Consider the following 18,817-nt stretch of genomic DNA (forward strand, 5'->3'; position numbering starts at 1 on the left):
AATGTCCCTTACTGCGCGGTGTACAGAATCACTGCGGCGGTCGCCAGCAGGTTCAACAGCGTCAACGGCAGACACACTTTCCAGCCGAACGACAGCACCTGGTCATAGCGTGGACGCGGCAGCGCAGCACGAATCAGGATAAACATCACCATAAAGAACGCTGTTTTCAGAGCGAACCAGATGAATGGCGGCAAGAACGGACCGTGCCAGCCACCGAAGAACAGCGTCACGATCAGCGCTGATACGGTGGTGATCGCTACGTATTCACCCACGAAGAACAGGCCGAACTTCATACCGGCGTATTCGATGTGGTAACCGTCCGCCAGCTCCTGCTCTGCTTCGGGTTGGTCAAATGGATGACGGTGACATACCGCTACGCCCGCGATGCAGAAAGTAAGGAAGCCAAAGAACTGAGGAATGATGTTCCACAGATGCGCCTGGCTTTCGACGATGGCATTCATGTTGAACGAGCCGGCTTGCGCCACCACGCCCATCAGTGACAAACCAAGGAACACTTCGTAGCTCAGCGTCTGCGCCGATGCACGCATCGCACCCAACAGCGAGTATTTGTTGTTACTGGACCAGCCCGCGAACAGCACCGCATACACCGCCAGACCCGCCATCATCAGGAAGAACAGCAGACCAATGTTCAGGTCGGTGACCATCCAGGTCGGTGAAACCGGCACAATGGCGAAGGCCAGCAGCAGCGATACGAAGGCAATAACCGGTGCCAGCGTAAAGATGAAGCGGTCGGTAAACGGCGGAACCCAGTCCTCTTTAAAGAACATTTTGATCATGTCGGCAGCCAGCTGCAGCGAGCCGCCCCAGCCAACACGGTTCGGTCCGTAACGGTTCTGCCACAGGCCGAGCAGACGACGCTCGGCGAAACTCATGAAAGCACCGCAACCGACAACCACCAACAAGATGACCAGCGCTTTGCCGATGTTGATCAGGATTTCAATAACGTCCGGTGTCAGCCAACTCATTGCGCGGCCTCCTGCAGTTTGTCAATTTGCGCACCTGAGAGGAACGGTGGCACACCCGGCATACCGAGCGGTAAACCAACCTGCCCTGCTTGCAGCGACGCAGAGAAACGTACCGGCAAGCGCAGTGTTTCGCCCGCACAGACCAGCTCAACGGAAGCACCGTTATTGACGCCCAGTTTCTCAGCATCAGCCGGGTTAATCACCAGCATGGCTGGCGACATGCGTTTCTGGAAGGTGGTTGAACGCTGGGTCATCTCCTCGCTACCAAATAGCTGGTAGTAAGGTGCGACGCGCCACTGGCTGCCTTCAACAAAGCTTTCCGGAATCGCGGTAAACCACGGCAGCGAACGATCGCTGGCTTCGAACAGACGTACGCCTGGATCGCCATGACGCAGTTTGCCGCCCACTTCTGCCTGGAACTTGTTCCATGCTTGCGGTGAGTTCCAGCCTGGTGCCCAGGCAAATGGAATCTGCGAACGCGGTGCGCTTGGTTGGTTGTTACCTTCCATGGAGAAGGCAAACATGGTGTCTTTATCTTGCGGCTGACGCGGTTCATGCACGCTGATGTTGGCGCGCATCGCAGTACGGCCACTGTTACGGTGCGGTGAACGTGCCAGTTTTTGACCACGGATACGGAAGCTGGCGTCTGGCGCAGCATCCTTAATGCCTTTCAGCTGTGGCAGCGCCGCAACGGTGGCATCAATCACGTGATCCAGCTGAGTCCAGTCGATGTGACGGCTTTCAACCGCGCTGTGCAGCGAACGCAACCAGCGCCAGCTTTCCAGCATCACTACGCTGTCATCGTAATAAGCGGGATCGTAAACCTGGAAGAAGCGCTGCGCGCGGCCTTCGTGGTTGATAGAGGTGCCATCGCTCTCTGCGAAGCTGGCGGTGGAAAGCACCAGACCGGCTTTTTCCAGCGTGGCGGTACGTTGATGATCGACCACAATCACGTTAGCGGTAGTATCCAGCGCCGCATCGACTTTGGCTTTAAGTGCATGACGATAGAGATCGTTTTCCAGCACCACCAGCGCATCAGCTTCGCCTTTGCTCAGCTGTTCCAGCGCGCTATCCAGCGATTGGCCGCCCATTAGGCCGAGGCCAAAGCTGTTTGCCGCACCCGCGAGGAAGGTAATACCGACATCGGCACCACGCGCTTTCAGCGCTTTCGCCACATTAGCTGCGGCTTCAATCATCGCGATGCTACCGGAATGGGTTCCGGAGATAATCAGCGGTTTTTTCGCACCTGCCAACGCCTGAACCACCACATCAACCTTGCCGTTGAGTTTGCTGTCGAAACCGCTAACTGCCGGCGCGCTTTCATCCAGCGCATTGGCAATCGCGAAGCCGAGACGCGCCTGATCTTCCACCGGAGCGCGATAGCTCCACGCAGCGATATCATCCAGGCGGGTTTCGTCGACGTTGGTGACGAACAGCGGATGTTTGGCGTGCTGACCGATATTAAGGATGGCCGCGATCTGCCAGTCAGCTACTTTCTGCGCCGCTGCCATCTCACGTGCTTTGCCTTTTACTGCCTGACGAACAGACAACGCCACGCGCGCGCCGACCTGAGTCAAATCTTCACCCAGCACCAGCACCGCATCGTAGCTTTCAATTTCGCGCAGTGATGGCGTGTAGATGCCGCCGTCCTGCAGGACTTTAAGCATCAGCTCAACGCGAGCCTGCTCACCTGCTGGCATACCGGTTGAGAAGTTGGCTGCGCCAACCAGCTCACGCAGCGCGAAGTTGCTTTCAATGCTGGCGCGTGGAGAACCGATACCGATCACTTTTTTCGCCCGACGCAATACATCCGCCGCCGCATTCACCGCTTGTTCAGCATTCAGGCTGACCCAATCGTTGCCGCGTTGCTGAACGGGATGACGTGGACGATCTTTGCGGTTGACGTAGCCGTAACCGAAACGACCGCGATCGCACAGGAAGTAGTGGTTTACGGTGCCGTTGTAACGGTTTTCGATACGACGCAATTCACCATAGCGTTCGCCTGGGCTGGTATTACAACCCACGCTGCACTGCTGGCAGATGCTTGGCGCGAACTGCATATCCCATTTACGGTTATAGCGTTCGGAGTGCGTTTTATCGGTAAATACGCCGGTCGGACAAATTTCCACCAGGTTACCGGAGAATTCGCTTTCCAGCGTGCCATCTTCCGGGCGACCAAAATAGACGTTGTCGTGAGCGCCATAAACGCCGAGATCTTTGCCGTCAGCATAATCTTTGTAGTAGCGCACACAGCGATAGCAGGCGATACAGCGGTTCATTTCATGCGAAATGAACGGACCGAGATCCTGATTCTGGTGGGTGCGCTTGGTGAAGCGATAACGACGGAAACTGTGTCCGGTCATTACCGTCATATCTTGCAGATGGCAGTTACCGCCCTCTTCACACACCGGGCAATCGTGCGGATGGTTGGTCATCAGCCATTCCACCACGCTTTCACGAAACTCTTTGGCTTCGCCATCGTCGATGGAGATAAAGGTGCCGTCTGACGCTGGTGTCATGCAGGACATGACAAGGCGACCGCGGGTATCTTCGGCATTCTGGAATTGCTTCACCGCGCACTGGCGGCAGGCCCCTACGCTTCCCAGCGCCGGATGCCAGCAAAAATAAGGAATATCAAGGCCCAGAGAGAGACACGCCTGTAGCAGGTTGTCCGCTCCGTTCACATCATATTCTTTACCGTCTACATGGATTGTAGCCATAGTGAACATGCTTCCGTAAGGCTCGCCCTAAGACGAGCGTTAAACATCTAATTCTTTCCCCACGCCATTTCGGCGTGAGGTGAGTTCCGTGTATGGCGGCTGATTACCAGCGCGCTTTCAGCAGGTTCGGCTGAATACCGCCGATGGCTCGGGTATTGCCAAACACCTGCGGCGCAATGCCAGCTTCAAACTCTTCACGGAAATATTTAATCGCGCTCTGCAATGGCTCGACGGCGCCCGGTGCGTGGGCACAGAAGGTTTTACCTGGGCCAAGCTGGCGGCAGAGTTGCTGCAGGGTTTCGATATCACCCGGCTGACCTTTCTTCTGCTCCAGCGCACGCAGGATCTTCACGCTCCATGGCAAGCCATCACGGCACGGCGTACACCAGCCGCAGGACTCACGCGCAAAGAACTCTTCAAGGTTACGCACCAGCGAAACCATGTTGATTTCGTGATCGACCGCCATCGCCAGCGCCGTACCCAAACGGCTGCCGGCTTTACCAATGCTGGCAAATTCCATCGGCAGATCGAGGTGCTGATCGGTAAGGAAGTCAGTTCCTGCGCCGCCTGGCTGCCAGGCTTTGAATTTTAAGCCATCGCGCATGCCGCCAGCGTAATCTTCGAGGATTTCACGCGCGGTGGTACCGAACGGTAATTCCCAGACGCCAGGATTTTTCACGCGGCCAGAAAAGCCCATCATTTTGGTGCCGGTGTCTTCGCTGGTAGAGATGTTTTTGTACCAGTCAACGCCGTTAAGGAAGATGGCAGGCACGTTCGACAGCGTTTCCACGTTGTTAACGCAGGTCGGCTTGCCCCACACGCCAGCACTGGCCGGGAATGGCGGCTTAGAACGTGGGTTAGCACGACGCCCTTCCAGCGAGTTGATCAGCGCTGTCTCTTCACCGCAGATATAACGACCCGCGCCGGTGTGGACGATCAGCTCGAAATCAAAACCGGTGCCGAGAATATTCTTGCCGAGATAGCCCGCTTCGGTGGCTTCCGCAATCGCGCGACGCAAATTGACGGCCGCTTCGATGTACTCACCACGTAAGAAGATGTAGCCACGATAAGCTTTCAGCGCGAACGCACTGATCAGCATGCCTTCCACCAACTGGTGCGGCAGTTGCTCCATCAGCAAGCGGTCTTTATACGTGCCCGGCTCCATTTCATCGGCATTACACAGCAGGTAACGGATGTTCATGGATTCGTCTTTAGGCATCAGACTCCACTTCAGGCCGGTGTTAAAGCCTGCGCCACCGCGGCCTTTCAGACCGGAGTCTTTGACCGCCGCGACGATTTCGTCCTGGCTGAAATCTTTCAACGCTTTTTCTGCGCCGACATAACCGTTTTTACTGCGATATTCATCGATCCAGATCGGCTGCTTGTCGTCACGAAGACGCCAGGTCAGCGGATGCGTTTCGGCAGTACGAATGATCTGTTTAATGGTCATTGATACTGCTCCAGCAAGTTGGCGATGCCTTCAGGCGTCAGATGAACGTGGGTATCTTCATCCACCATCATGGTCGGCCCTTTATCGCAGTTACCGAGGCAGCAAGTGGGCAGCAGCGTAAAGCGACCATCCGCCGTGGTTTGGCCCGGCTTGATGTTCAGCTTCTGCTCCAGCGCATCCTGAATCCCCTGATAACCCGTGATGTGGCACACCACGCTGTCACAGTAGCGAATGACGTGACGGCCAACCGGCGTGCGGTAGATTTGGCTATAGAAAGTCGCCACACCTTCAACATCACTGGCAGGAATACCCAGAACGTCTGCGATGGCGTTAATCGCGCCATCTGGCACCCAGCCGCGCTGTTTCTGCACGATCTTCAACGCTTCGATCGAAGCGGCGCGTGCATCTTCGTAATGGTGTTTCTCGTGCTCGATAGCGTGGTGCTCGGCCTCGCTCAGCACGAAGACCTCTGTAGGGTCGATGGTGTGAATAGCAATTTTTTGATCGTGCATAATTAGCGGTCCACGTCTGACATAACAAAATCGATACTACCGAGGTAAACGATCAAGTCGGATACCAGGCTGCCGCGGATCACCGATGGGATCTGCTGCAGGTGCGGGAAGCTCGGCGTACGCACGCGGGTGCGATAGCTCATGGTGCTGCCATCGCTGGTCAGGTAGTAACTGTTGATCCCTTTGGTCGCCTCAATCATCTGGAAGGATTCGTTGGCCGGCATGATTGGGCCCCACGAAACCTGCAGGAAGTGAGTGATCAGGGTTTCAATGTGCTGCAGCGTGCGCTCTTTCGGCGGCGGCGTTGTCAGCGGATGATCCGCTTTGAACGGGCCTTCAGGCATGTTGTTCAGGCACTGTTCCAGAATGCGCAGTGACTGCCACATCTCTTCCATTTTCAGCTGCACGCGGGTGTACGCATCACTGATGCCAGCGCCAACCGGAATCTCGAAATCGAAGTTTTCGTAGCCTGAATACGGACGCCATTTACGCACGTCAAAATCTAAACCGGTGGCACGCAAACCAGCACCGGTGGTGCCCCACGCCAGTGCTTCATCCATGTTATACGCCGCAACGCCTTGCGAACGACCCATCAACACGGTATTGCGCAGTGCGGCTTTGTCATACTCTTTCAGACGCTTCGGCATCCAGTCGAGGAAGTCGCGCAGCAGACGTTCCCAGCCTTTCGGCAGGTCATGCGCTACGCCGCCGATGCGGAACCATGCCGGGTGCATACGGAAACCGGTAATCGCTTCAACCACGTCATAAATTTTCTGACGGTCGGTAAAGGCGAAGAACACCGGCGTCATCGCACCGACGTCCTGAATAAAGGTGGAGATATAGAGCAGATGGCTGTTGATGCGGAACAGCTCAGACAGCATCACGCGGATCACATTGACGCGATCCGGCACGGTGATGCCCGCCAGTTTTTCCACCGCCAGCACGTACGGCATTTCATTTACGCAGCCGCCAAGATATTCGATACGGTCGGTATACGGAATGTAGCTGTGCCAGGATTGCCGCTCGCCCATCTTCTCAGCACCACGATGGTGGTAGCCGACATCGGGAACACAATCGACGATCTCTTCACCATCCAACTGCAGAATGATACGGAACGCACCGTGCGCAGACGGGTGGTTTGGACCGAGGTTGAGGAACATGAAGTCCTCGTTGGTAGTGCTGCGCTTCATGCCCCAATCTTCAGGCTTGAAGGTCAGCGCCTCCATCTCCAGATCTTCTTTCTGCTTAGTCAGCTCGAAGGGATCGAACTCTGTGGCGCGCGCCGGATAATCTTTACGCAGCGGATGGCCTTCCCACGTCTGCGGCATCATGATGCGCGTCAGGTGCGGGTGACCATTGAAAGTGATGCCAAACATCTCCCAGGTTTCGCGCTCATACCAGTTGGCGTTGGCGAAAATTTTGGTGATGGTTGGCACATTCAGATCGTTTTCAGATAAAGCAACCTTAAGCATGATGTCGCGGTTGCGTTCAATTGAAAGCAGATGATAGAAAACGGAAAAATCCGCGGCGGGCAAACCGGCGCGGTTAGTGCGTAAGCGCTCATCAAAACCATGTAAGTCATAAAGCATCACATACGGCTTTGGCAGCTTGCGCAGGAATTCAACGATTTCTAAAAGCTGTTCACGCTTTACCCAGACAACCGGAATCCCGGTGCGGGTAGCCTGAACGGTAAAGGCATCCGGCCCAAAACGGTTACGCAGCTCGCCGACCACTGGGTCATCCAGGTGATCGCGGGTTTGCCATGAAGGCTGTGCGAGATCTTGCGTGGTTAAATCAGTCATACGTTACTCACCATTCCGGCCTGTAATCAGGCGCTCAAAAGAAGGCGTCAGGATGGCGGCGCACATTAAATTGTGATGTTCTGCTGTGGCCGTGGCTCCATCCGTGTACGGGAAGCTTAAACTTCGTCTGGCGATCTCAGATTGGTGACGGCAATACGCTCGCCACGCTTTCTTTCACGCTCTGGCTGCATGTTGGCGCGATAAACACCCTGATCACCTACCACCCAAGACAGTGGACGACGCTCTTTGCCAATCGACTCACGCAGCAGCAATAAAGCCTGCATATACGCTTCTGGGCGCGGCGGGCAGCCAGGAATGTAAACGTCAACCGGCAGGAATTTATCCACGCCCTGCACCACCGAGTAAATGTCGTACATGCCACCCGAGTTAGCGCAAGCGCCCATGGAAATCACCCATTTAGGCTCCAGCATTTGGTCATATAAACGCTGAATAACCGGTGCCATTTTGGTAAATGGCGTACCGGCGATCACCATGAAGTCAGCCTGACGTGGCGAGGCGCGCATAACTTCAGCACCAAAACGTGCCACGTCGTGCACCGCGGTAAAGGATGTGGTCATTTCCACGTAGCAACAGGAAAGGCCGAAGTTATACGGCCAGAGAGAGTTTTTACGACCCCAGTTCACCATGTCATGCAGGGCATGCTCGAGCTTGCCCATGTAGACGCTGCGGTGAACATGTTGTTCCAGCGGATCGGTAACCGTTTCCTGTTTCTGCAGAGGATAACGATCGTTATCGCCGCCCCCGTTCGGGTCTACGCGTGTCAGCGTGTAGTCCATCTTATTGCCTCGCTTTTACTGCTTATGAGGGTTGGTGTGGCTGTGACTGACCGGGACAGATTTGACCACTACGCGACGACGCGCAGGAGCCCAATCCAGCGCACCGATGCGCACCAGATAAACCAGGCCTGCCAAGAGCACCAAAATGAAAATTGCGGCTTCGACAAAGCCGACCCAACCGCTTTCGCGAATGGACGTCGACCATGCGTATAAATAGAGGGCTTCGACGTCGAATATGACGAAGAACATCGCAACCAGATAGAATTTTGCAGAGAGGCGAATATGAGTGTCACCGACCGACTCAATACCCGATTCGAACGGAGTGTCCTTGTGTCGTGCACGCGCACGACCACCTAACAACCAGCCACCGGTCAACATAAAGGCACACAGGCCGAATGCGATAACGATAAAAACAATAAATGCCCAGTGATGAGCGATCACTTCTGTAGTTGTCGACATACTCTTTGCTTACTCATCAAAAGTGGTGATGGCATCCTGCTCTGTTGCAGCAAACACACCACATCGATTCAAGGGAAGGATAAAAAACCTTATAAATTTTGCTGTCATTAGCAATAAAGCAGCAATTTTATAGGGGTTTTTACTCCTTTCTATAACCTTTTGTCAACTTTGACAAAAGTATCCAAACATTATTTTACAGCTGCATCATATTATTAACATTCAACCCTCGAAGCGCCAGCTAAATCGCTTCAGTTTGTGAGGTTAATTTTAGTGTAGCGGGTATTCACATGCGTGGATCGTGCATTTAACAATCATATTTTGACAGGTCTCGCCCGAGATTCCCCCCCCTTATCAGGGGTATTTTTTTGATCTAAAGCACATAACTGGGTTTTATGCTGCAAAAAACAGCGAAGTGGATGAACAAATGCCCTGGTAAAGTTGGCACGAATTGATAAAACCATTCCAAAATAGATAAAAATGGAACACGTTTCATTTTTAAGAATGAGATTGAAATAAAGTCGAGGGAATTACATTTAAAGCGGCAACTAGAATGGTAAAAAAAAAGCCTTAGCCGGTAATTACCACGCTAAGGCCCATTTTTATACGTTTTAACAATTAACTGGTATTCCATTTGCGAGGAATTACCAGCAACTGTAACCCTTACTCTTCGTCATCCAGCAGCAAAGTACCGTCTGGATTAGCGCTCAGATTGTAAGGATCATTGGTAGACTGCATGGCATTGAAGATGGCCAACGCCAGTTCGTTATCGCTGTCTGGATTACGGCACAGCAGATATTGGGTATCCGGCAGCACTGGCAAACCTTCTGCAGCGCCCATCACTCGCAATTCTGGGCTCATCATCTCGACTGGACGCGCTGTCACACCCAAGCCAGCTTTAACCGCCGCACGAACGGCAGCCAGTGTAGAAGCAACATACGAGATGCGCCACGGAATGCCAGCTTCGTTGAGGTGATCAATCGCCATATCGCGATACGGGCTTGGCTCATCCAGCAGGACCAAAGGAATGGCTTCCCCGCGCTGGAAGATATAATCTGCCGCGCAGTACCACAACGTTGGCGAAGTACGCAGTACCTGATGAGTAAAGTTTCCTGGGCTGGACGTCGTCACAACCAGATCGACTTCACCTTGATTAAGCATTTCCATCATGAACGGGTTGCGCTTAACACGCACATCAATGGCCAGCTTCGGATAGACCGACGTTACGCGGTTAAGCAGGAACGGCAGAATGGTATCTGAGGTATCATCTGAAGCGCCAATGGTCAGAACGCCCTGGATGTTGCTGTACATTAAAGAGGTGCAAGCTTCGTCATTAAAACGAAGGATTTTCCTGGCGTAACCCAGCAGTTGAATGCCATGCTCCGTCAGCAATTTATTACGTCCATGTCTGGCAAACAGCTCTTTACCTACCAATTGTTCCAGACGTTGCATCTGCTGGCTCACTGCTGACTGCGTTCTGCACACGGCGGCAGCGGCTGCTGCAAAAGTGTTCAGATCGGCAACGGCAACAAATGTACGCAGCAGATCGAGGTCGAGATTCAGTATCGGACGATTTGCATTAGTCATGTTTTTTCTTCACTTATAAGATTTTTTAAAACTACTACCCTGGTGTATTACCCGACTTATCAAAGAGATAAGAGGCAATGGTGCTTAATGACAGCCCTGTGTGGAGCTGCCATGAAAAAATTTTGTCAGGCGGATGCCGACGATCGCACCACTCTGAGATCAGAGCAGCGTCGTCATTATAGACAGCAGAACTTCTGGGCCGAAAACGTATGTCGTACAGGTGCTGGAAGCTGCGTAGTTGTCTATGTATCCCGCGTAAAGTCCCTGCGGGTTAAAAAGAAATAACATCATGTTATGTAGATGCGAAGCGATAAAGTGCATCAAATAATAAATTATACTTAATCATTTTTACGTTATAAATGGAAATGTTTTTGTTCAAAACATCGCAATTTTTGACCAAAAGCCTTTCCGCACAGATCCTGCCATAACGCTGCTCTTTTTTTAAGCCCCCCAGGTTCTGAATCTTGAGCATCAGCGTTAAAGTGACAGTGCAAATGCTATTTTAAGACTGTTTTACACGATATTAGGTCCGTTACTGACGCTTAATCTCGCCCTTGATAAGTGAATAAGAATGCACTTCATTTTAAGACGCCAGCCAGAGCTTAATCATTGCCAGACATTTTTTCGCCATCTAACAAGAATCACTTAACTATTTCGTTAGGTCGCTATTCTTTTTTTGCACCAATAGTGACTGAAAAATTTCTGAATAGTCTCCTGTGGCGATGGAAGAAGGCATTTACACGTCCAGCCCACCTTACCAGTTTTTAATCTCACTTTTTTTCGCATTAGTGGATTAATGAACCAGATTAATAGATTTTCAATGACTTTTACGCCATATGGCGAGAGAAAAAATGGCAAACGCGCCAAAACCAAGCGCTACCCTTCTTTTGTTAAGGTGAGAAGAGTAAATTGGGCAAGTTTGATTTTTGGTGGCAGGTTAAAGGACTCTGCCCGTAAAGGCGGTAAAAATGAATTTTCAAATTGATAAATCCGGCAAGCTGGAAAATGTCTGTTATGACATCCGTGGGCCGGTACTGAAAGAAGCTAAACGTCTCGAAGAAGAAGGCAACAAAGTTCTCAAACTGAACATCGGCAACCCTGCCCCATTCGGTTTTGAAGCACCTGATGAAATCCTGGTGGATGTCATTCGCAATCTGCCGAGCTCGCAAGGTTATTGCGACTCGAAAGGGCTGTATTCAGCGCGTAAAGCGATCATGCAGCATTACCAGGCACGTGACATGCGCGATGTCACCGTTGAAGACATCTATATTGGTAACGGCGTATCTGAACTGATTGTGCAAGCGATGCAGGCATTGCTCAACAGCGGCGATGAAATGCTGGTGCCTGCACCGGATTATCCGCTGTGGACCGCCGCTGTTTCGCTGTCGAGCGGCAAAGCAGTGCATTATCTGTGTGATGAATCAGCGGGTTGGTTCCCTGACCTGGATGACATTCGTAGCAAGATCACCCCGCGTACGCGTGGCATTGTCATTATTAACCCGAATAACCCGACCGGCGCGGTTTACAGCAAAGAGTTGTTACTTGAGATTGTTGAAATTGCGCGCCAGCACAATCTGATTATTTTCGCCGATGAAATCTACGACAAGATTCTCTACGACGAAGCACAACATCATTCAATTGCTGCGCTGGCTCCCGATCTGCTGACCGTGACCTTTAACGGCTTGTCGAAAACCTATCGCGTGGCGGGCTTCCGTCAGGGCTGGATGGTTTTGAACGGTCCGAAGAAACATGCAAAAGGTTACATTGAAGGACTGGAGATGCTGGCGTCGATGCGCCTGTGTGCCAACGTTCCGGCACAACATGCGATTCAGACCGCGCTGGGTGGTTATCAAAGTATTAGCGAATTTATCGCGCCCGGCGGGCGCTTGTATGAACAGCGCCAGCGTGCGTGGGAATTAATTAATGATATTCCTGGCGTCAGTTGTGTGAAGCCGCAAGGTGCGCTGTACATGTTCCCGCGTATTGATGCCAAGAAATTCAACATCTTTGACGATCAAAAGATGGTGCTGGATTTCCTGCTGCAAGAGAAAGTGCTGTTGGTTCAGGGCACCGCGTTCAACTGGCCGTGGCCGGATCACGTACGCATTGTTACACTACCACGCGTGGACGATCTGGAAATGGCCGTCAGCAAGTTTGGTCGTTTCTTACAAGGGTATCGCCAGTAAATTGTGACGCGTATACTGTTCGCATTTCGGGGAAAAGATATCTTCCCCGCCGTGCGAACAGGAACCGTCCATGACTCGTAGCCATTTTTTCGCCCACCTTTCCCGTCTTAAACTGATCAATCGCTGGCCATTGATGCGCAATGTACGCACTGAAAACGTCTCCGAGCATAGCTTGCAGGTGGCGATGGTTGCTCACGCGCTCGCCATCATCAAAAACAAAAAATTTAACGGCAACCTCAATGCCGAGCGCATTGCCATGCTGGCGCTCTATCACGATGCCAGCGAAGTGCTGACCGGAGATTTACCGACGCCAGTGAAGTATTACAACGCGCAGATTGCCCACGAATACAAAAAGATCGAGAAGATTGCGCAGCAGAAGCTCATTGATATGCTGCCGCCCGAACTGCAGGACGCTTATCGTCCGCTGATTGATGAACATTTGCATACCGAAAGTGAGCAATCCGTGGTGAAGCAAGCGGATGCACTTTGCGCCTACGTGAAGTGTCTGGAAGAGTTGTCGGCAGGTAATAACGAGTTTCTGCTAGCCAAAGCACGCCTGGAAAAAACCCTTACGCAGCGCCGTTCACCGGAAATGGATTATTTTGTTGAGGTGTTTATTCCCAGCTTTAGCCTGTCGCTGGATGAAATATCACAAGATACGCCGCTGTAAAAAAACGGGCCGGAACGGCCCGTTACTTTATGCGGTGATAGAAAGAGTAAACTCGCCGTTATCAAATTTGGTGACGTTTACCGGTTCAAGCGTTGCAACGCGGTAGGCCACTTCATTAAGGCGTGGGGCATCGGCTGGCGCATTCATGGCGATCACCGCACTGCCTGCATCCAAACCAGAAATAATGCCCGCAGGCGCATCCTCAACTACCACGCAATGCGTAGCTGAAAGCCCCAAACGCTCAGCACCCAGCAGGTAAGGTTCGGGATTAGGCTTACCGCGCTTGATATTCTCAGCGGTAATAAACACTTTTGGCATCGGTAGATTTGCGGCTTTATGGCGCGCGTGGGCGACCGGAATCGAACCCGAGGTTACAATCGCCCACGGGATCTGCAACTCATTCAACGTTGACAGTAACGCTAACGCGCCCGGAATCGCCTGTACGCCTTGCGTGTCTTCCGCTTCGAGACGTTCAAGCCAGAGAAATTCCGCCTGAATCGCCTCTTCAGATTGCCCTGCCATGAAATGGCGCAACGAATTGATGGCAGGCTTCCCGTGTATATAGCTCAGGACTTCTTCCGCCGACAAACCATGGCGCTCGCCCCACAGTGACCATGCGCGAATCACTGCAGGCAATGAATCCACCAGCGTACCGTCTAAATCAAACAGAAAACCCCTGTACTTCACGCATCGCTCCTTATTCAGGCATTGATAATCTGCGCGATCTCATTCGCGCTGAGATGATATTGACGCGGACAAGTGTGCCACACCGTTAACATGCGTTGGTATTTTTCCCACATCGGCGTTTGAGCATTGAAGCCGTGGGTGCCGGAATCAAAGTGGGTATAGCGCCCTTCAACATTCACCATAAAGCGCACGTAGCCGAGATAGCGCGCTTCGGTGGCCGCATCAAAACCAAGAAACGCCAGGCGACGCTCGTCAATCGCGCTGCCATCTTTGAGGTTCGACCAGGAAACATGCAGCGCATGGTGCATTTCCATAATATCGATGAGCAGGCGACAGGTCGCTTCCGTTAACTCGCCGAACTCTTTGTCGAGCTCGCGTAACTGCAAGCCATAGCCGCGTTCAATAATGGTTTGATAACGACGATAGCGCTCAGCGTTATCCGGCTCAAGCATCGCCATCATTTTGTATTGATTGGAGAGGATCAGTCGTTGTGCGTGGGTCATTTCCATGGTTTTCTCCCGGGCCAGCAGGCCGCTTAAGATTTAAACAATGAAGAAATGATTACACAAGGAGAGTGATGCGTGTATGTCCGCACCACTTTTCTTTGATTTGAACCGGGATTTGGCTCAAATTCTCTGGCAGGTAAAAGCGTCAGCAGATCAAAGATCGTCGAGGAAAGTGCGATCAAGCTGCTTAAAGGCACGTTTCAACACTTCGGCGAGTGACTGATATGTCGGCTTACCATCAACCGGTGCTATCGCCTGCCCCGCTTCTTCCAGCTTGGTGCGCACTTCATGAAACCACTGCAGCAACGTCGGCGGCAACGGCGTCACAGAACGTTTCCCCAACCACCACAATCCTTGCATCGGCAGGCTGCAGGCAAACAGCGCAGTTGCAATCGCAGGGCCGAGTTGTCCACCCATCGCGATTTGCCACGTCAGCGTGAAAATCGCCAGCGGCGGCATAAAACGAATGGCAAAGCGGGTTGCATTGACCACGCGATTTTCAGGAAACACCGGCGCCAGGCGCTTGTCTGTAGGCCAGGTCTTCATGTATCGCTGTCCGCGCTGGAACAAGCCGAACCAGCCGGGATTGTCTGTCTCATTCGCCATGATAGACCTCAACTAAATCTGCAATATTTAAAATAAACCGATAACTACACAACTTTACGTGACATCCTTCAAAAGTTTTTGTCTTTGCGGGTGACAGTGAGTATTCTGACGCCGTTTCAGTAACATTACCGGAAGCTTTAGCTCAATAAAAGAGCGGCCAGAGCCATGTTTCGCTAAGTGCTTATCAAAAATAAGCGTAAAATCACCAAAATTTTTTGCATGTCAGTGAAATTTTGACTAGCACATGATGTTTATCATTAACCTACCAGCTTTCATGGGCTACGCTGTTAGTCTGATTGCGTTTTTTTTAGCCACTATTTAACAAAATAGGTACTTCCATGTCGACGAAGTTAGTTCTGGTTCTGAACTGCGGCAGTTCTTCACTTAAGTTTGCCATCCTTAACCCTGTTACCGGCGACGAATATCTGTCCGGTCTGGCTGAATGCTTCCACTTACCGGAAGCACGCATTAAGTGGAAACTGGACGGCAGCAAACAAGAAGCTCAGCTTGGCGCGGGTGCGGCACACAGCGAAGCACTGAACTTCATGGTTAAAACTATTCTGGCACAAAAACCAGAGCTTTCGGCACAAATCGCTGCAATCGGCCATCGTATTGTTCACGGCGGCGAGCAGCTGACCAAATCGGTCATCATCGACGAATCTGTTATTCAGGGCATCAAAGACGCCTCTTCTTTTGCGCCACTGCATAACCCTGCGCATCTAATCGGTATAGATGAAGCGCTGAAAAACTTCCCGCATCTTTCCGATAAAAATGTGGCGGTTTTTGACACCGCATTCCATCAGACAATGCCGGAAGAGTCCTATCTCTATGCTCTACCGTACAAATTGTATAAAGAGCACGGCGTTCGTCGCTACGGCGCACACGGCACCAGCCACTACTATGTGACGCAGGAAGCCGCGAAAATGCTGAACAAACCGGTTAGCGAACTGAACATCATCACTTGCCACCTCGGCAATGGCGGTTCTGTTTCTGCTATTCGCAACGGCCAGTGTGTTGATACCTCAATGGGCCTGACACCACTGGAAGGTTTGGTGATGGGCACCCGCAGCGGTGACATCGATCCGGCCATTATCTTCTTCCTGCATGATTCCCTGGGCATGAGCGTTGATTCCATCAACAAGCTGCTGACCAAAGAGTCTGGTCTGCTGGGTCTGACCGAAGTCACCAGCGACTGCCGCTATGTGGAAGACAACTACGCCACCAAAGAAGATGCCAAGCGTGCGATGGATGTGTTCTGCCACCGTCTGGCGAAGTACATCGGCAGCTACACCGCGCTGATGGAAGGCCGTCTGGACGCCGTGGTCTTCACCGGCGGTATCGGTGAAAACGCCGCGATGGTACGCGAGCTGGCGCTGCAGAAACTGGGCCTACTCGGCTTCGAAGTCGATCACGAGCGCAACCTGGCGGCACGCTTCGGCAACTCTGGCTTCATCAACAAAGAAGGTACACGCCCGGCCGTGGTGATCCCAACCAACGAAGAGTTGGTGATTGCTCAAGACGCCGCGCGTCTCACCGCTTAAAAATACTTCTCTCCGTCAGCTTAGGCTGACGGAGTTGTTTTAGACAGTCTGCAACACCTGAGAGGTTTCTATCGTGTCACGTACAATTATGCTCATTCCTACCGGTACCAGCGTCGGTCTGACCAGCGTCAGCCTCGGCGTGATCCGTGCCATGGAGCGCAAAGGCGTGCGCCTGAGCGTATTCAAGCCCATTGCCCAGCCACGTGCGGGCGGCGATGCGCCAGACCAAACCACCAGCATTATCCGTAAAAGCTCCGCGATTCCTGCCGCTGAACCGCTGCAGATGTCACGCGTTGAGTCGCTTCTTGGTTCTAACCAGCAAGACGTGCTGATGGAAGAGATCATTGCCAACTACCACGCGAACGCCAAAGACGCGGAAGTGGTGCTGGTAGAAGGCCTGGTTCCTACGCGTAAACATCAGTTCGCCTCTGCGCTGAACTATGAAATCGCCAAAACCCTGAATGCAGAAATCGTCTTCGTGATGTCGCTGGGCAACGATTCTCCGGCGCAGCTGAAAGAGCGTATCGAGCTGACGCAAAGCAGCTTTGGCGGCAGCAAGAACAAAAACATCACTGGCGTGATCATCAACAAACTGAATGCGCCGGTGGATGAGCAAGGCCGTACGCGCCCGGATCTGTCAGAGATTTTCGATGATTCCACTAAAGCCAGCATCGCCAACATCGATCCTAAGCAGCTGTTTGCCAACAGCCCGCTGCCGGTACTGGGTTGTGTGCCGTGGAGCTTTGACCTGATTGCTACCCGCGCCATCGACATGTGCCGTCACCTGAACGCCGATATCATCAACGAAGGTGAAATCCAGACGCGCCGTGTGAAATCCGTGACCTTCTGTGCGCGTAGCATTCCGCACATGCTGGAGCACTTCCGTCCGGGTTCACTGCTGGTGACTTCAGCAGATCGTCCTGATGTGCTGGTCGCCGCCTGTCTGGCCGCGATGAACGGCGTTGAAATCGGTGCTGTGCTGTTGACCGGTGGATATCAGATTGAAGCGCCAATCGCACGCCTGTGCGAACGTGCGTTCCAGACCGGCCTGCCAGTATTTATGGTGAAAACCAACACCTGGCAGACGTCACTCAGCCTGCAGAGCTTCAACCTCGAAGTGCCGACTGACGATACGCAACGCATCGAAAAAGTGCAGGAGTACGTGGCCAGCTTCATCAATGAAGATTGGGTGGAATCGCTGACTGCAACTTCAGAGCGCAGCCGTCGCCTGTCTCCACCGGCATTCCGCTACCAGCTCACCGAGCTGGCGCGCAAAGCCGGCAAACGCATCGTGCTGCCAGAAGGTGACGAGCCGCGTACCGTCAAAGCGGCGGCGATTTGCGCCGAACGCGGCATCGCCACCTGTGTGCTGCTCGGCAACCCGGAAGAGATTCAGCGTGTTGCGGCTGCGCAGGGCGTTGAACTCGGCAAAGGCATCGTGATCGTGGATCCAGAAGTGGTACGCGAAAACTATGTGCCGCGTCTGGTTGAGCTGCGTAAGAGCAAAGGCATGACCGAAGTGGTGGCGCAGGAGCAACTGGAAGACAACGTGGTGCTGGGCACCATGATGCTGGAGAGCGGCGAAGTTGACGGTCTGGTATCCGGCGCGGTTCACACCACGGCGAACACCATTCGTCCACCGCTGCAGCTGATCAAAACCGCGCCAAACAGCTCGCTGGTGTCGTCGGTGTTCTTCATGCTGCTGCCAGAGCAGGTTCTGGTGTATGGCGACTGCGCCATCAACCCGGATCCTAATCCAGAACAGCTGGCAGAAATCGCGATTCAGTCTGCCGATTCAGCCAAAGCCTTCGGTATCGATCCACGCGTCGCGATGATCTCCTACTCAACCGGTAACTCCGGTGCCGGTAGCGACGTTGAGAAAGTGCGAGAAGCCACGCGCATCGCGCAGGAAAAACGTCCGGACCTGGTGATCGATGGTCCGCTGCAGTACGACGCCGCGATTATGGAAGACGTCGCCAAATCCAAAGCGCCAAACTCTGCGGTTGCCGGTCGTGCTACCGTGTTCATCTTCCCGGATCTGAACACCGGTAACACCACTTACAAAGCGGTACAGCGTTCTGCTGACCTGATCTCCATCGGGCCGATGCTGCAAGGCATGCGTAAGCCGGTGAACGATCTGTCACGCGGCGCACTGGTGGATGACATCGTCTACACCATCGCATTGACGGCGATTCAATCCCAGCAGGCCGAAGGCTAATCCCTTCCCGGCCCGGCAAAAAAGCATGCACTTCGGTGCGTGCTTTTTTTTTGCCCTGCACTTCACTGGCATAAACCCTGCGCTGCGCTAACA

At 52.9% G+C, this 18,817-nt stretch carries 16 protein-coding genes; 5 read left to right on the forward strand and 11 right to left on the reverse strand.

Translation table 11 applies throughout. The annotated features are described in order from the left end of the window. Window positions 1-8 precede the first annotated feature (8 nt). The 8 genes from nuoH to lrhA all read right to left on the reverse strand — a co-directional run bounded on the left by nuoH (window position 9) and on the right by lrhA (window position 10,310). Window positions 9-986 carry an NADH-quinone oxidoreductase subunit NuoH gene (gene nuoH, locus FHW71_RS03985; protein WP_008105140.1) on the reverse strand — a complete coding sequence of 326 codons (978 nt, stop codon included), beginning with the start codon at window positions 984-986 and terminating at the stop codon, window positions 9-11. Then, window positions 983-3,706 (reverse strand): NADH-quinone oxidoreductase subunit NuoG, encoded by a 2,724-nt coding sequence (nuoG, locus tag FHW71_RS03990; protein ID WP_179450026.1) that lies wholly within the window; start codon window positions 3,704-3,706, stop codon window positions 983-985. Before nuoG ends, nuoH begins: the two co-directional genes overlap by 4 nt. A 103-nt stretch (window positions 3,707-3,809) precedes the next feature. Continuing rightward, window positions 3,810-5,150, reverse strand: coding sequence for an NADH-quinone oxidoreductase subunit NuoF (gene nuoF, locus FHW71_RS03995; RefSeq protein WP_176519213.1), 1,341 nt, complete (start codon window positions 5,148-5,150; stop codon window positions 3,810-3,812). Between the two features lie 2 nt (window positions 5,151-5,152). Then, window positions 5,153-5,668: an NADH-quinone oxidoreductase subunit NuoE gene (gene nuoE / locus FHW71_RS04000; protein ID WP_008105146.1), complete on the reverse strand. Its 516-nt coding sequence runs from the start codon at window positions 5,666-5,668 to the stop codon at window positions 5,153-5,155. Window positions 5,669-5,670: 2 nt separating this feature from the next. Beyond that, entirely contained in the window at window positions 5,671-7,470 is a 1,800-nt protein-coding gene (gene nuoC, locus FHW71_RS04005) for an NADH-quinone oxidoreductase subunit C/D (RefSeq protein WP_008105149.1), read from the reverse strand. Window positions 7,471-7,586: 116 nt separating this feature from the next. Then, a complete protein-coding gene (locus FHW71_RS04010; protein WP_008105151.1) occupies window positions 7,587-8,267 on the reverse strand; it encodes an NADH-quinone oxidoreductase subunit B in 681 nt (226 codons plus the stop codon). 15 nt (window positions 8,268-8,282) lie between these two features. Further along, window positions 8,283-8,726 (reverse strand): NADH-quinone oxidoreductase subunit A, encoded by a 444-nt coding sequence (locus FHW71_RS04015; RefSeq protein WP_007889316.1) that lies wholly within the window; start codon window positions 8,724-8,726, stop codon window positions 8,283-8,285. A 660-nt stretch (window positions 8,727-9,386) separates the two neighbouring features. Beyond that, the gene (gene lrhA, locus FHW71_RS04020; protein WP_007889314.1) at window positions 9,387-10,310 is read right to left on the reverse strand and encodes a transcriptional regulator LrhA; all 924 of its coding nucleotides are present in this window, start codon (window positions 10,308-10,310) and stop codon (window positions 9,387-9,389) included. A gap of 796 nt (window positions 10,311-11,106) precedes the next feature. On the opposite strand from lrhA, the gene FHW71_RS04025 reads away from it, so the two are divergent. The 3 genes from FHW71_RS04025 (at window position 11,107) to yfbR (ending at window position 13,166) form a co-directional block, all read left to right on the forward strand. Further along, window positions 11,107-11,295 (forward strand): hypothetical protein, encoded by a 189-nt coding sequence (locus tag FHW71_RS04025; protein ID WP_139221411.1) that lies wholly within the window; start codon window positions 11,107-11,109, stop codon window positions 11,293-11,295. Further along, window positions 11,279-12,496 (forward strand): pyridoxal phosphate-dependent aminotransferase, encoded by a 1,218-nt coding sequence (locus FHW71_RS04030; protein ID WP_008105154.1) that lies wholly within the window; start codon window positions 11,279-11,281, stop codon window positions 12,494-12,496. The genes FHW71_RS04025 and FHW71_RS04030 overlap by 17 nt, the downstream gene beginning before the upstream one ends. 70 nt (window positions 12,497-12,566) lie before the next feature. Next, window positions 12,567-13,166 carry a 5'-deoxynucleotidase gene (yfbR, locus tag FHW71_RS04035; protein WP_008105157.1) on the forward strand — a complete coding sequence of 200 codons (600 nt, stop codon included), beginning with the start codon at window positions 12,567-12,569 and terminating at the stop codon, window positions 13,164-13,166. A 27-nt stretch (window positions 13,167-13,193) separates the two neighbouring features. Here the strand turns inward: yfbR and FHW71_RS04040 are convergent, their stop codons facing one another. The 3 genes from FHW71_RS04040 to yfbV form a co-directional block, all read right to left on the reverse strand. Next, window positions 13,194-13,853 (reverse strand): sugar phosphatase, encoded by a 660-nt coding sequence (locus FHW71_RS04040; protein WP_061717842.1) that lies wholly within the window; start codon window positions 13,851-13,853, stop codon window positions 13,194-13,196. A 14-nt stretch (window positions 13,854-13,867) separates the two neighbouring features. Beyond that, window positions 13,868-14,362 carry a YfbU family protein gene (locus FHW71_RS04045; protein WP_008105160.1) on the reverse strand — a complete coding sequence of 165 codons (495 nt, stop codon included), beginning with the start codon at window positions 14,360-14,362 and terminating at the stop codon, window positions 13,868-13,870. 150 nt (window positions 14,363-14,512) lie between these two features. Then, window positions 14,513-14,965, reverse strand: coding sequence for a terminus macrodomain insulation protein YfbV (gene yfbV, locus FHW71_RS04050; RefSeq protein ID WP_008105162.1), 453 nt, complete (start codon window positions 14,963-14,965; stop codon window positions 14,513-14,515). A gap of 338 nt (window positions 14,966-15,303) precedes the next feature. On the opposite strand from yfbV, the gene ackA reads away from it, so the two are divergent. Together ackA and pta are read left to right on the forward strand one after the other, a co-directional pair. Further along, the gene (gene ackA / locus FHW71_RS04055) at window positions 15,304-16,506 is read left to right on the forward strand and encodes an acetate kinase (RefSeq protein ID WP_179450024.1); all 1,203 of its coding nucleotides are present in this window, start codon (window positions 15,304-15,306) and stop codon (window positions 16,504-16,506) included. Between the two features lie 73 nt (window positions 16,507-16,579). Then, a complete protein-coding gene (pta, locus tag FHW71_RS04060) occupies window positions 16,580-18,724 on the forward strand; it encodes a phosphate acetyltransferase (RefSeq protein ID WP_008105167.1) in 2,145 nt (714 codons plus the stop codon). Window positions 18,725-18,817: the final 93 nt, after the last annotated feature.

It is taken from the genome of Enterobacter sp. Sphag1F, from assembly GCF_014193275.1.
GTDB lineage: Bacteria > Pseudomonadota > Gammaproteobacteria > Enterobacterales > Enterobacteriaceae > Pantoea > Pantoea symbiotica.